This window comes from Saccharospirillaceae bacterium (genome assembly GCA_022448365.1).
Lineage (GTDB): Bacteria > Pseudomonadota > Gammaproteobacteria > Pseudomonadales > Oceanobacteraceae > Bacterioplanoides.
Map to the genome: position 1 here is coordinate 1 of JAKVCS010000008.1, position 11,974 is coordinate 11,974.

Genomic DNA, 11,974 nt, shown 5'->3' on the forward strand with positions numbered 1-11,974 from the left:
GCTGTTGAACTGCCAGAAGGCGTTGAAATGGTAATGCCAGGTGACAACGTGACTCTGGAAGTGACTCTGATCGCTCCAATTGCGATGGACGAAGGTCTGCGTTTCGCCATCCGTGAAGGCGGCCGTACAGTAGGCGCTGGTGTTGTAGCGACTATTGTCGAGTAATAAGAAATTACAATTTCTTATTACCGGTAAGTTTCAAATAAATCAGAGACTTACAACAAAAAGAAAAAGGCTTCATCCCTCGCGGGGTGCGGCCTTTTTTTATTGGCTTGACACTTTTTGTACAGCCGAATACAATTCGCGTCCCTTTTATTAGGGGAAATTAGAGGAATCGCTATCCAACGCGGTTCTGGTTCTTTGATTTTGGGAGTTTGGTGATGCAAAACCAACGTATCCGTATCCGTTTGAAAGCTTTCGACCATCGTCTGATCGATTCTTCGACTCAGGAGATTGTTGAAACTGCAAAACGTACGGGCGCTCAGGTTCGTGGTCCTATTCCACTGCCTACTCGTAAAGAGCGTTTCACCGTTCTGATCTCTCCGCACGTTAACAAAGACGCGCGTGATCAGTACGAAATCCGTACACACAAGCGCATGCTCGACATTGTTGAGCCGACTGAGAAAACAGTTGATGCGCTGATGAAGCTTGATCTGGCTGCCGGTGTGGAAGTTCAGATCAGTCTGGGTTAATCCGTAAGGTTTTTTCCAGAACACACAGTGCTCTGTGTAACGCCCGTTCAACTGGGCGGCCATAGTGGGTTAAAGCCCCGTACACGAGAGGAAATACAAAATGGCAATTGGTATTGTCGGTAAAAAAGCGGGTATGACTCGCGTATTTACCGAAGCAGGTCAATCTGTTGCTGTAACTGTTCTTGAAGTAGCGCCTAACCGCATTACTCAAGTTAAAACCGCCGAAACAGACGGTTACAGTGCACTGCAGGTTACTTATGGTGAGAAGAAAGCTTCTCGCATTTCTAAACCAGAAGGTGGTCACTTCGCTAAAGCTAATGTTGAAGCGGGTCGTGGTCTTCTGGAATTCCGTACTGAAGAAGCGCTGGCAGTGGGTGAAAACCTGTCTGTTGAGCAATTCGAAGCGGGTCAGAAAGTAGATGTAACCGGTACTTCTAAAGGTAAAGGTTTCCAGGGTGGCGTTAAGCGCTGGAATTTCTCTACTCAGGACGCAACTCACGGTAACTCTCTGTCTCACCGTGCTCCTGGTTCTATCGGTCAATGTCAGACTCCAGGCCGCGTATGGAAAGGTAAGAAAATGGCAGGTCACATGGGTGCTGAGCAGGTAACTACTCAGGGCTTAGAGGTTGTTCGCGTCGATGCTGAAAACAACCTGCTGTTGATCAAAGGTGCTGTTCCAGGTGCGACTGGTTCCGATGTAATTGTTAAACCAGCTGTTAAGGCTAAGGGGTAAGCAATGGAACTGAAAACTAACTCTGGTGCAGCGGTAGCTGTTTCCGATGTAGCCTTTGGTCGTGAATTTAACGAATCTCTGGTTCATCAGGTTGTAACTGCATACCTGGCCGGTGCTCGTCAGGGCTCTAAAGCTCAAAAGAACCGCTCTGATGTTGCTGGCGGTGGTGCTAAGCCATGGCGTCAAAAAGGAACCGGTCGTGCTCGTGCGGGTACTGCTAGTTCTCCGATCTGGCGTTCTGGTGGTGTTACTTTCGCAGCTCGTCCTCGTGACTTCTCTCAGAAAGTAAACAAGAAGATGTATCGCGCAGCGATGCAGGCCATTCTGTCTGAACTGGTTCGCCAGGAGCGTTTGATTGTTGCTGATTCTTTCGCAGTTGAATCTCATAAGACGAAAGAATTTGTTGCCAAACTGAATGAACTGAAGCTGGATAACGTGTTGATCGTTGCTGGCGAAGTAGACGAAAAACTGTATCTGGCAGCTCGTAACGTACCTCATGTGGGTGTTACTGAAGCTTCTGCTATCGATCCGGTTAGCCTGATTGCTTTCGATAAAGTTCTGGTGACGGTAGACGCTCTGAAAAAGCTTGAGGAGGCCTACGCATGAACCAAGAACGTATCTATAAGGTGTTAGTAGCTCCGCACATCTCTGAAAAAGCAACCATCGTTGCAGAGAAAGCTGGTCAATACGTTTTCCGTGTTGCTCCTGATGCGACTAAGCCAGAAATCAAAAAAGCTGTTGAAGCTCTGTTCGAAGTGAAAGTTCAGTCCGTTCAGACCGTCAACATCAAAGGCAAGACCAAGCGTACCGCTCGCGGTATGGGTAAGCGCAACGATATTCGTAAAGCTTACGTTCGCCTGGTTGATGGCCAAGACATCGATTTTGCAGACGTGGAATAAGGGGAGCTAAGTTATGGCATTAGTAAAAACTAAACCGACTTCAGCTGGCCGCCGCCACCTTGTAAAAGTCGTTAACAGTGAACTGCACAAAGGCAAGCCTTTCGCAGCTCTGTTAGAGAAGAAGTCTAAGTCTGGTGGTCGTAACAATAACGGTCGTATCACCACTCGTCACATTGGTGGTGGTCACAAACAACACTACCGTGTAATCGACTTCAAGCGTAACAAAGATGGTATCCCGGCTGTTGTTGAGCGTCTGGAATACGATCCGAACCGTAGCGCTAACATTGCTCTGCTGAAATATGCAGATGGTGAACGTCGTTACATTCTGGCACCAAAAGGCGTTTCTGCTGGTGATCAGATCATGTCCGGTGAAGAAGCTCCGATCAAGCCAGGTAGCGCAATGTCTTTGCGTAATATCCCGGTTGGTTCGGTAATTCATAATATCGAACTGAAGCCTGGTAAAGGTGGTCAGATCGCTCGTTCTGCGGGTACTTCTGCTCAGCTGGTTGCTCGCGATGGTGCTTACAGCACTCTGCGTCTGCGTTCCGGTGAGATGCGTAAGGTTTTGTCTGACTGTCGCGCGACCATGGGTGAAGTGGGTAACTCTGAACACGCTCTGCGTGAGCTGGGTAAAGCTGGTGCGTCACGCTGGCGTGGTGTTCGTCCTACCGTTCGCGGTGTTGTGATGAACCCTGTTGATCACCCACACGGTGGTGGTGAAGGGCGTACCTCTGGTGGTCGTCATCCAGTTACTCCTTGGGGCGTTCCGACTAAGGGCTACAAGACTCGTAAGAATAAGCGTACCGATAAACTGATCGTACGTCGTCGTTCTGCGAAATAATTAAAGAGGATTGAACTGTGCCACGTTCATTGAAAAAAGGTCCATTTATTGACCATCACTTAATGAAGAAGGTAGAGGCTGCTCTTGAGAAGAACGACAAACGTCCGATCAAGACTTGGTCTCGCCGCTCCACAATCTTTCCGGATTTCGTGGGGCTGACGATTGCTGTACACAACGGTCGTCAACACGTACCTGTTTTCGTAACTGAAGACATGGTTGGTCATAAACTCGGCGAATTCGCTCTGACACGTACCTACAAAGGTCACGTGGCAGATAAGAAAGCCAAGCGTTAATAGGAGGGGTGAAGTATGTCTGAAGTAGCCGCTGTATTACGTGGTGCTCGCTTATCTGCACAAAAAGCACGCCTGGTTGCGGATCAGATCCGCGGCAAAAACGTTGCTGAAGCGCTGGAAATCCTGGCATTCAGTGGTCGTAAAGGTGCCGACATCATGAAAAAAGTATTGGAATCTGCGATTGCCAATGCTGAGCACAATAACGGTGCTGATGTCGATGAGCTGAGCGTATCAACTGTGTTTGTTGATGAAGGTATGACTATGAAGCGTATTCGTCCACGTGCTAAAGGCCGTGCGGATCGTATCTTCAAGCGTACTTGTCACATCACTGTGAAAGTTTCTGAATAGGAGTTGGTCAGATGGGTCAAAAAGTTCATCCAACCGGTATCCGCTTAGGTATTACTAAAGACCACAATTCGGTCTGGTATGCCGGTAAGGATAAGTATGCCGACAACCTGCTGACTGACATCGCTGTTCGTTCTTTGATCGAAAAGCGTTTAGAAAAAGCTTCAGTGAGCAAAGTTGTTATCGAGCGTCCTGCGCAAAACGCTAAAGTTACCATTCACACTGCCCGTCCGGGTATCGTGATTGGCAAAAAAGGCGAAGATGTAGAAGTTCTGCGCAAAGACGTAAGTGAACTGATGGGTATTCCGGTACACATCAATATTGAAGAAGTTCGTAAGCCAGATCTGGATGCCAAACTGGTAGCACAGAGCGTTGCTAGCCAGCTGGAGCGTCGTGTGATGTTCCGTCGTGCTATGAAGCGTGCAGTACAAAACGCTATGCGTGGTGGTGCTGAAGGTATCAAGATCCAGGTGAGCGGCCGTTTAGGTGGTGCTGAGATCGCTCGTTCAGAGTGGTATCGCGAAGGTCGTGTTCCGCTGCATACTCTGCGTGCAGACATCGACTACGCAACTTACGAAGCACACACTACCTACGGTGTTATTGGCGTAAAGGTTTGGATCTTCAAAGGTGAGATCCTTGGCGGGATTCAAGAAGTCCGTGACCGCGCTAAGAGCAGCCAGGGTAAAAAGAAATCCGGTCGTTCATAAGGGGAATTAGATATGTTGTTACCAAAACGTACCAAGTTCCGTAAGGTTCAGACCGGCCGCAACCGTGGCCTGGCGATCCGTGGCTCTAAAGTGAGCTTCGGTGAATTCGGCCTGAAGGCGACTGGTCGTGGTCGTATGACCTCACGTCAGATCGAAGCCGCACGTCGTGCTATGACCCGTAAGGTTAAGCGTGGTGGTAAGATCTGGATCCGCGTCTTCCCAGACAAACCTATTACAGCCAAGCCTCTGGAAGTTCGTCAGGGTAAAGGTAAGGGTAATGTTGAGTACTGGGTTGCTCAGATTCAACCGGGTCGCGTCCTGTACGAAATGGAAGGTGTTCCTGAAGAGCTGGCGCGTGAAGCGTTCTCTCTTGCCGCAGCGAAACTGCCTTTCAAAACTGAATTTGTTAAACGGACGGTGCTGTGATGAATGCAAGTGAGCTGAAAGAAAAATCAGTGGCTGAGCTGCAATCTCAGCTTGAAGAACTGTTGAGCGATCAATTCAAACTGCGTATGCAGAAGTCTACTGGTCAACTGGGTCAGTCCCACCTGATCAAGCAGACTCGTCGTGATATCGCTCGCGTTAAAACCGTGCTGGCACAGAAGGCAGGTGAATAATCATGACTGAGACAACTGTTCGTACCCTGAGTGGTCGTGTCGTGAGCAACAAGATGGACAAGTCCATCACCGTTCTGGTTGAACGTCGCGTAAAGCATCCGATCTATAAAAAGTTCGTGAAAAAGTCAACCAAGGTTATGGCCCACGACGCCAATAACGAGTGTCAGATTGGTGACACCGTTACTGTTAAAGAGTCACGCCCTTTGTCTAAAAACAAGACTTGGGCGCTGGTAAGTATCGACGAGCGCGCCGCCAAGGTTTAACACCAGGCGCAGTTAGTAAGGAGCGATAGGCATGATCCAAACGCAAACCATGCTTGACGTTGCTGATAACAGTGGCGCGAAGCGAGTTCAGTGCATCAAAGTACTGGGTGGCTCGCATCGTCGCTACGCTGGCATCGGCGACTTGATCAAAGTGTCCGTTAAGGAAGCAATTCCTCGCGGTAAAGTTAAGAAAGGTCAGGTGATGACCGCAGTAGTTGTGCGTACCCGTAAAGGTGTACGTCGTCCGGACGGTTCTATTATCCGTTTTGACGTCAACTCTGCTGTACTGTTGAACGCATCTAATGCGCCAATTGGTACCCGTATCTTTGGCCCTGTTACTCGTGAACTGCGTTCTGAGCAATTCATGAAAATCATTTCCCTGGCACCAGAAGTGCTGTAGGGAGGGGTGACTATGTTAAAGATTCGCAAAAATGACGAAGTAGTAGTTATTGCTGGTAAAGACAAAGGCAAGCGCGGCAAGGTACAGAAAGTACTGGCTGACGGTCGTTTGATTGTTGCTGGCATTAACATGGTGAAGAAACACCAAAAACCAAACCCGTACCTGCAACAGCCAGGTGGTATCGTTGATAAAGAAGCCGGTATTCAGGCATCTAACGTTGCTATCTGGAATGCTAAGACTGAAAAGGCTGACCGTGTTGGCTTTAAGGTTGAAGGCGAAAGCAAGGTACGTATCTTCAAATCCACAGGCGAACAACTGGACGCCTAATCGGACCTGGATACTGCTATGTCACGTTTAGAAAAACTGTACAAAGAAGAAGTAGTAGCCAAGCTGAAAGAAGAGTTTGGTTACGATAATGTAATGCAGGTGCCTAAGATCACTAAGATCACCCTGAACATGGGTGTTGGTGAAGCTTTGGGTGACAAGAAGTTGCTGGACAGCGCGGTTGCCGATATGGAAACCATCGCTGGTCAGAAAGTTGTTGTTACTAAGGCACGTAAGTCGGTAGCGGGCTTCAAGGTTCGTGAAGGCTGGCCAATTGGCTGTAAAGTAACCCTGCGTCGCGACCGCATGTGGGAATTCCTGGACCGTCTGGTAGATATCTCTCTGCCACGTGTTCGTGACTTCCGCGGTATCAACCCGAAATCATTCGATGGTCGTGGTAACTACAGCATGGGTGTGAAGGAACAGATTATCTTCCCGGAAATTGAATACGATAAAGTAGACAAAATCCGTGGTATGGATATCACCATCACTACTACAGCTAACACTAACGACGAAGGCCGCGCTCTGCTGAAAGCGCTGCAGTTCCCGTTCCGTAACTAAGGAGTTTGTAACATGGCAAAGATTGGCATGAAGCAGCGTGAACTGAAGCGTGAAAAGTTGGTCGCTAAGTTCGGCGCTAAGCGTGAAGAACTGAAAGCCATCATCAAAAACCCTAACTCTTCTGACGAAGAGCGTTGGGATGCACAAATAGCACTGCAAAAGCTGCCGCGCGATTCTTCCGCCAGCCGTCTGCAGCGCCGTTGTCAGATGACAGGTCGTCCTCACGGTGTATACCGTAAGTTCAAACTGTCACGCATTAAGTTGCGCGAAGAAGGCATGAAGGGTAATGTCCCTGGCCTGAAAAAAGCTAGTTGGTAAGCAATTCCCAAAAGCTGTAGAATGCGCGCCTGTTTTTTGTTCCGTTGCTGATTTTTTGAGCAGCGGGTGATAGGTGCGCGTTTTGTACTGCTGTATGGGGCGCTGTACAACCGAGGTATATTTAAAATGAGTATGCAAGATACGTTGGCGGATATGTTCACCCGCATTCGTAATGCCCAGCAAGCTGGTCATACGAATGTGAGCATGCCGTCTTCAAAGATTAAAAAATCCGTAGCCCAGGTTCTTGAAGCCGAAGGTTACATTGGTGGTTTTTCTGTCGATGAGGCTGTTAAAGCAACAATGACCATCGACCTGAAATACTACGAAGGTAAGCCAGTTATCGAACGTATTGAACGTGTTAGCCGTCCAGGCCTGCGTCAGTACAAAGGTGCTGCTGAGCTGCCAAAAGTAGAGGCAGGCTTAGGCGTTGCTATCGTTTCCACTTCTAAAGGCGTTATGACTGATCGTGCTGCTCGTGCTGCGGGCGTTGGCGGTGAAGTTATCGCGACCGTATTCTAAGGAGTATTAACGATGTCTCGCGTAGCAAAGGCTCCTGTCGCTATCCCAGCCGGTGTTGAAGTAAAACTGGCTGACGACAAAATTTCGATTAAAGGTAAGCAAGGTCAGTTAGACCTGGACGTTCACGCTTCTGTGGCTATCAGCCAGGAAGAGAGCGTACTGAAGTTTGCTCCAAAATCTAACGACAAAGCGTCTAACGCTTTGGCTGGTACTTTCCGTGCTCTGGTTAACAACATGGTGAAAGGTGTATCAGAAGGTTTTGAGAAAAAGCTGATCCTGCAAGGTGTTGGTTACCGTGCGAAAGCATCAGGCAACACGCTGAATCTGTCATTAGGCTTCTCTCATCCTGTAGATTATGAGCTGCCAGAAGGCGTTAAAGCCGAAACTCCTAGCCAAACTGAAGTTGTTATCAAAGGTATCGACAAGCAGAAAGTTGGTCAGGTTGCAGCTGAAATCCGGGGCTACCGTCCACCAGAGCCTTATAAAGGTAAAGGTGTTCGTTATGCAGATGAAAATGTGCGTCGTAAAGAAGCCAAGAAAAAGTAAGGTCTAGGCCATGAATGAGAAGAAAAAAGCTCGTTTGCGCCGTGCTCAGAAAACTCGCTCACATATCCGTGAGAAGAGCTCGGTACGTCTGTGCGTTCATCGTACGCCCAGACACATCTACGCACAGATCATCTCTGCCAATGGCGCTACCGTCCTGGCAACTGCTTCGACTGTAGAAGCCGATCTGCGTAACGAAATCACTGGTAATGTTAACGCTGCTACTAAAGTTGGTGAGCTGATCGCAGAACGTGCGAAAGCTGCCGGCGTAACCAAAGTTGCGTTCGATCGTTCCGGTTTCAAATACCATGGTCGTGTTAAAGCTCTGGCTGATGCGGCTCGTGAAAACGGCCTGGAATTCTAAAGGGTAAAGATCATGGCAAATAATGAACGTGTAGAACGTAACGAAAGCGAACTGCAAGAGAAGCTGGTTCAGGTCAATCGTGTAGCCAAAGTGGTAAAAGGTGGTCGTATTTTCGCCTTCACTGCTCTGACTGTGGTTGGCGATGGCGCCGGTCGTGTAGGTTTTGGTCGTGGTAAGTCTCGTGAAGTGCCAATGGCAATTCAAAAGGCTATGGAACAAGCAAAACGCAACATGGTTACCGTTCAGCTGGACGGCAGCACTCTGCAATACCCAGTTAAAGCCCGCCACTCTGGTGCTCAGGTTTATATGCAGCCTGCATCAGAAGGTACTGGTATCATCGCCGGTGGCGCGATGCGTGCCGTGCTGGAGATGGTTGGTGTTAAGAACGTACTGGCCAAGTGCTATGGCTCGACTAACCCGGTGAACGTTGTTCGTGCAACTTTCAACGGTCTGGCTCAGATGAAATCACCTGAGCAGGTTGCAGCTAAACGTGGCAAGTCTGTTGAAGAGATTCTGGGGTAATTGTTATGGCTAAGAAAACCGTAAAAGTAACCCAAACTCGCAGTACGATTGGCAAATTGCCTAAGCACCGTGAAACCATGAAAGGTTTGGGTCTGCGTCGTATTGGTCACACTGTCGAATTGGAAGACACTCCTTCTGTTCGCGGCATGATCAACCAAGTTCAATACATGGTTAAGGTCGAAGGAGAGTAATATGCGTCTCAATGAATTGAGCCCAGCTCCTGGTTCCAAGCCTGTCGCTAAACGTGTTGGCCGTGGTATCGGCTCTGGTCTTGGTAAGACTGGTGGTCGTGGTCACAAAGGTCAGAAATCTCGTTCCGGCGGTAAGGTTGCACCAGGTTTTGAAGGCGGTCAGATGCCTATTCACCGTCGTCTTCCTAAATTCGGTTTCACCTCGCGTAAGGCACAATACGTTGCTGAAATTCGTTTGAACGAATTAGCGCTGGTTGAGGGCGATGTGGTAGATCTGGCTGCACTGAAAGCTGCTGACGTGATCGGCGAGAAGATTAAAGAAGCTCGTGTGATTCTGTCCGGTGAAGTGAAGACGGCTGTAACCGTAAAAGGTTTAAAAGTCACTAAAGGCGCTAAAGCTGCTATTGAAGCGGCAGGTGGAAAGGTCGAAGACTAATGGCTAGGCAAGGCTCATTACCACAGGGTATGCAATCCGGACTAGGCGAGCTTTGGGCTCGTATCCGTTTCGTACTTCTGGCAATTGTTGTATATCGAATTGGTACCCATATCCCGGTACCTGGGATTAATCCGGAGGCGTTGTCGCGTCTGTTTGAACAGAACCAGGGCACGATCCTGGAAATGTTTAACATGTTTTCCGGTGGTGCATTGGAGCGCATGAGTATCCTGGCACTGGGTATCATGCCGTACATTTCAGCATCGATTATTATGCAATTGCTGACGGCTGTGAGCCCGCAACTGGAACAATTAAAGAAAGAAGGTGAGGCTGGTCGCCGTAAAATCACGCAATACACCCGTTACGGAACGGTATTGCTGGCGACTATTCAAGCCTTCGGCGTTTCGGCCGGCCTCGCTGGTCAAGGCGTTACTTTCTCTGGCGGAATTGACTTCTACATCGCTGCGGTACCATCTTTTGTGGCTGGTGCGGTATTCATGATGTGGTTGGGTGAGCAAGTTACCGAGCGTGGTATCGGTAACGGCATCTCCATCCTTATTTTCGCCGGTATTGTTGCTGGTTTGCCAAGTGCAATTGGTCAGGCTTTCGAGTCTGCGCGTCAGGGTGACCTGAATATTCTGGTATTGCTGGTAATTGCGGCACTTGCCGTTGTTGTGATCGGTTTCGTTGTGTTCGTTGAACGTGGTCAGCGTCGTATCACAATTAACTATGCTAAGCGTCAGCAGGGTCGTCAGATGATGGCGGCTCAATCCAGTCATTTACCCCTAAAACTGAATATGGCCGGTGTAATTCCAGCGATCTTTGCTTCTTCCTTACTGCTTTTCCCAGCTTCTCTGGGTCAATGGTTTGGTAAGGGCGAGGGTATGGAATGGCTGCAGGATGTTAGCCTTGCGCTAGCGCCAAGTCAGCCGCTGTACATTGTACTGTTTGCTGCCGGTATCATATTCTTCTGCTACTTCTACACAGCGTTGATGTTCAATCCGAAAGATGTAGCTGAGAACTTGAAGAAGTCTGGTGCTTTCATTCCGGGTATTCGCCCTGGAGTTCAGACAGCGAAATACATTGACAGCGTTCTGGGTCGTTTGACTCTGTTCGGCTCACTGTACATCGCTGCTGTATGTCTGATGCCGCAATTCTTAGTAGTTGCTGCTGATGTACCATTCTACTTCGGTGGAACCTCGCTGCTGATCGTCGTGGTTGTTGTAATGGACTTTATGGCGCAGGTGCAATCGCATCTTATGTCACACCAATACGAATCGCTGATGAAGAAAGCAAACCTGAAGAATTTTGGTTCAGCTCGCTGAGCCAGATTTAGGAGACTGTCATGAAAGTACGTGCGTCTGTTAAAAAAATCTGCCGTGAGTGCAAAGTCATTCGTCGTAACGGTAGTGTGCGAGTGATCTGTACAGATCCTAAGCACAAACAACGTCAAGGTTAATCCCTGACGCGTCAGGTTAGTCCTGACAAGGCGGGTGCCTTAAATCTTCAGGTGGCTTGATTTTTGATCAGGCCACCTGTAGTATTTTGCGCCCTTTCATTAAGTAAGTGTAACGGAGTTAGACATGGCCCGTATTGCCGGTGTCAACATTCCTGACAACAAGCATGCAGTTATTTCTTTGACCTATGTTTTTGGCATTGGTCAAACAACTGCCCAGAAAATCTGCGCCTCTACAGGCATCGCTGAGAGCACCAAGATTGGTGATCTGAGTGAAGATCAGCTGGATGTTGTTCGTAACGAAGTCGCTAAATACACGGTAGAAGGTGATCTACGTCGTGAAGTACAAATGAACATCAAACGTTTGATGGACATGGGTTCTTTCCGCGGTATTCGCCACCGTCGTAGCCTGCCACTTCGCGGTCAGCGTACTAAAACTAACGCACGTACCCGTAAGGGTCCGCGTAAGCCGATTCGTAAGTAACTTCTGTTACCTGAATCGGTCTTTTAGTGTAGCTGCATTCGACTTGTTGCAGTGTTGATATTAAAAGCAGGATTTAAAAATGGCTAAGCCAACTAGATCAACAAAGAAAAAAGTTAAAAAGACGGTTGTCGATGGCATTGCGCACATCCACGCCTCTTTTAACAATACCATCGTAACCATCACCGACCGTCAAGGTAATGCTCTTTCTTGGGCTACCGCCGGTGGTTCTGGTTTCCGTGGTTCTCGTAAGAGCACTCCTTTTGCAGCTCAGGTAGCTGCAGAGCGCGCTGGCGAGGCGGCTAAAGAGTATGGTCTGAAGAATCTGGACGTAGAGGTCAAAGGCCCTGGTCCAGGTCGTGAATCAGCCGTCCGTGCTCTGAACGCGTGTGGTTATAAGATCAGCAACATCACCGATGTTACGCCGATCCCACACAACGGTTGTCGTCCACCTAAGAAGCGTCGAGTATAA

The 11,974-nt window shown here is 48.7% G+C and carries 26 protein-coding genes; all 26 read left to right on the forward strand.

All coding sequences use genetic code 11. The features are described 5' to 3' along the window. Positions 1 to 165 (forward strand): elongation factor Tu (locus MK185_16840; protein ID MCH2042300.1); only part of this gene is annotated, 165 nt, incomplete at its 5' end. Positions 166 to 380: 215 nt separating this feature from the next. Next, on the forward strand, positions 381 to 692 hold the full coding sequence (rpsJ, locus tag MK185_16845) for a 30S ribosomal protein S10 (GenBank protein ID MCH2042301.1): 312 nt from the start codon (positions 381 to 383) through the stop codon (positions 690 to 692). 100 nt (positions 693 to 792) lie between these two features. Further along, on the forward strand, positions 793 to 1,425 hold the full coding sequence (gene rplC, locus MK185_16850) for a 50S ribosomal protein L3 (protein MCH2042302.1): 633 nt from the start codon (positions 793 to 795) through the stop codon (positions 1,423 to 1,425). A 3-nt stretch (positions 1,426 to 1,428) separates the two neighbouring features. Next, complete coding sequence (gene rplD / locus MK185_16855) at positions 1,429 to 2,031, forward strand: 50S ribosomal protein L4 (protein MCH2042303.1); 603 nt, start codon at positions 1,429 to 1,431, stop codon at positions 2,029 to 2,031. Next, positions 2,028 to 2,324 carry a 50S ribosomal protein L23 gene (gene rplW, locus MK185_16860; protein MCH2042304.1) on the forward strand — a complete coding sequence of 99 codons (297 nt, stop codon included), beginning with the start codon at positions 2,028 to 2,030 and terminating at the stop codon, positions 2,322 to 2,324. The genes rplD and rplW overlap by 4 nt, the downstream gene beginning before the upstream one ends. Before the next feature lie 13 nt (positions 2,325 to 2,337). Continuing rightward, on the forward strand, positions 2,338 to 3,165 hold the full coding sequence (gene rplB / locus MK185_16865; GenBank protein ID MCH2042305.1) for a 50S ribosomal protein L2: 828 nt from the start codon (positions 2,338 to 2,340) through the stop codon (positions 3,163 to 3,165). Positions 3,166 to 3,182: 17 nt separating this feature from the next. After that, on the forward strand, positions 3,183 to 3,458 hold the full coding sequence (gene rpsS, locus MK185_16870) for a 30S ribosomal protein S19 (GenBank protein MCH2042306.1): 276 nt from the start codon (positions 3,183 to 3,185) through the stop codon (positions 3,456 to 3,458). Between the two features lie 15 nt (positions 3,459 to 3,473). Continuing rightward, positions 3,474 to 3,806 carry a 50S ribosomal protein L22 gene (rplV, locus tag MK185_16875; GenBank protein ID MCH2042307.1) on the forward strand — a complete coding sequence of 111 codons (333 nt, stop codon included), beginning with the start codon at positions 3,474 to 3,476 and terminating at the stop codon, positions 3,804 to 3,806. Between the two features lie 11 nt (positions 3,807 to 3,817). Next, entirely contained in the window at positions 3,818 to 4,510 is a 693-nt protein-coding gene (gene rpsC / locus MK185_16880; protein ID MCH2042308.1) for a 30S ribosomal protein S3, read from the forward strand. A gap of 12 nt (positions 4,511 to 4,522) precedes the next feature. Next, positions 4,523 to 4,936 carry a 50S ribosomal protein L16 gene (gene rplP, locus MK185_16885; protein ID MCH2042309.1) on the forward strand — a complete coding sequence of 138 codons (414 nt, stop codon included), beginning with the start codon at positions 4,523 to 4,525 and terminating at the stop codon, positions 4,934 to 4,936. Beyond that, on the forward strand, positions 4,936 to 5,127 hold the full coding sequence (rpmC, locus tag MK185_16890) for a 50S ribosomal protein L29 (GenBank protein MCH2042310.1): 192 nt from the start codon (positions 4,936 to 4,938) through the stop codon (positions 5,125 to 5,127). The genes rplP and rpmC overlap by 1 nt, the downstream gene beginning before the upstream one ends. A gap of 2 nt (positions 5,128 to 5,129) precedes the next feature. Further along, complete coding sequence (rpsQ, locus tag MK185_16895) at positions 5,130 to 5,390, forward strand: 30S ribosomal protein S17 (protein MCH2042311.1); 261 nt, start codon at positions 5,130 to 5,132, stop codon at positions 5,388 to 5,390. Between the two features lie 31 nt (positions 5,391 to 5,421). Next, positions 5,422 to 5,790, forward strand: coding sequence for a 50S ribosomal protein L14 (gene rplN, locus MK185_16900; protein MCH2042312.1), 369 nt, complete (start codon positions 5,422 to 5,424; stop codon positions 5,788 to 5,790). Between the two features lie 12 nt (positions 5,791 to 5,802). Continuing rightward, positions 5,803 to 6,117, forward strand: coding sequence for a 50S ribosomal protein L24 (gene rplX / locus MK185_16905; GenBank protein ID MCH2042313.1), 315 nt, complete (start codon positions 5,803 to 5,805; stop codon positions 6,115 to 6,117). 18 nt (positions 6,118 to 6,135) lie between these two features. Continuing rightward, positions 6,136 to 6,675, forward strand: a complete 540-nt coding sequence (gene rplE, locus MK185_16910; protein ID MCH2042314.1) for a 50S ribosomal protein L5 — start codon at positions 6,136 to 6,138, stop codon at positions 6,673 to 6,675. 12 nt (positions 6,676 to 6,687) lie between these two features. Continuing rightward, positions 6,688 to 6,993: a 30S ribosomal protein S14 gene (rpsN, locus tag MK185_16915; protein ID MCH2042315.1), complete on the forward strand. Its 306-nt coding sequence runs from the start codon at positions 6,688 to 6,690 to the stop codon at positions 6,991 to 6,993. Between the two features lie 126 nt (positions 6,994 to 7,119). Continuing rightward, positions 7,120 to 7,512, forward strand: coding sequence for a 30S ribosomal protein S8 (rpsH, locus tag MK185_16920; protein MCH2042316.1), 393 nt, complete (start codon positions 7,120 to 7,122; stop codon positions 7,510 to 7,512). Positions 7,513 to 7,524: 12 nt separating this feature from the next. Beyond that, positions 7,525 to 8,058: a 50S ribosomal protein L6 gene (gene rplF / locus MK185_16925; GenBank protein ID MCH2042317.1), complete on the forward strand. Its 534-nt coding sequence runs from the start codon at positions 7,525 to 7,527 to the stop codon at positions 8,056 to 8,058. 10 nt (positions 8,059 to 8,068) lie between these two features. Next, positions 8,069 to 8,419 (forward strand): 50S ribosomal protein L18, encoded by a 351-nt coding sequence (gene rplR / locus MK185_16930; protein MCH2042318.1) that lies wholly within the window; start codon positions 8,069 to 8,071, stop codon positions 8,417 to 8,419. A gap of 12 nt (positions 8,420 to 8,431) precedes the next feature. Continuing rightward, positions 8,432 to 8,941, forward strand: a complete 510-nt coding sequence (rpsE, locus tag MK185_16935; protein ID MCH2042319.1) for a 30S ribosomal protein S5 — start codon at positions 8,432 to 8,434, stop codon at positions 8,939 to 8,941. A gap of 5 nt (positions 8,942 to 8,946) precedes the next feature. Beyond that, the gene (gene rpmD / locus MK185_16940; protein MCH2042320.1) at positions 8,947 to 9,132 is read left to right on the forward strand and encodes a 50S ribosomal protein L30; all 186 of its coding nucleotides are present in this window, start codon (positions 8,947 to 8,949) and stop codon (positions 9,130 to 9,132) included. Between the two features lies 1 nt (position 9,133). Next, positions 9,134 to 9,568 carry a 50S ribosomal protein L15 gene (gene rplO / locus MK185_16945; protein MCH2042321.1) on the forward strand — a complete coding sequence of 145 codons (435 nt, stop codon included), beginning with the start codon at positions 9,134 to 9,136 and terminating at the stop codon, positions 9,566 to 9,568. Beyond that, entirely contained in the window at positions 9,568 to 10,890 is a 1,323-nt protein-coding gene (secY, locus tag MK185_16950) for a preprotein translocase subunit SecY (protein ID MCH2042322.1), read from the forward strand. The genes rplO and secY overlap by 1 nt, the downstream gene beginning before the upstream one ends. 20 nt (positions 10,891 to 10,910) lie before the next feature. Continuing rightward, positions 10,911 to 11,024, forward strand: coding sequence for a 50S ribosomal protein L36 (gene rpmJ, locus MK185_16955; protein MCH2042323.1), 114 nt, complete (start codon positions 10,911 to 10,913; stop codon positions 11,022 to 11,024). 124 nt (positions 11,025 to 11,148) lie between these two features. Next, on the forward strand, positions 11,149 to 11,505 hold the full coding sequence (gene rpsM, locus MK185_16960) for a 30S ribosomal protein S13 (GenBank protein MCH2042324.1): 357 nt from the start codon (positions 11,149 to 11,151) through the stop codon (positions 11,503 to 11,505). Positions 11,506 to 11,584: 79 nt separating this feature from the next. Further along, the gene (gene rpsK, locus MK185_16965) at positions 11,585 to 11,974 is read left to right on the forward strand and encodes a 30S ribosomal protein S11 (protein ID MCH2042325.1); all 390 of its coding nucleotides are present in this window, start codon (positions 11,585 to 11,587) and stop codon (positions 11,972 to 11,974) included.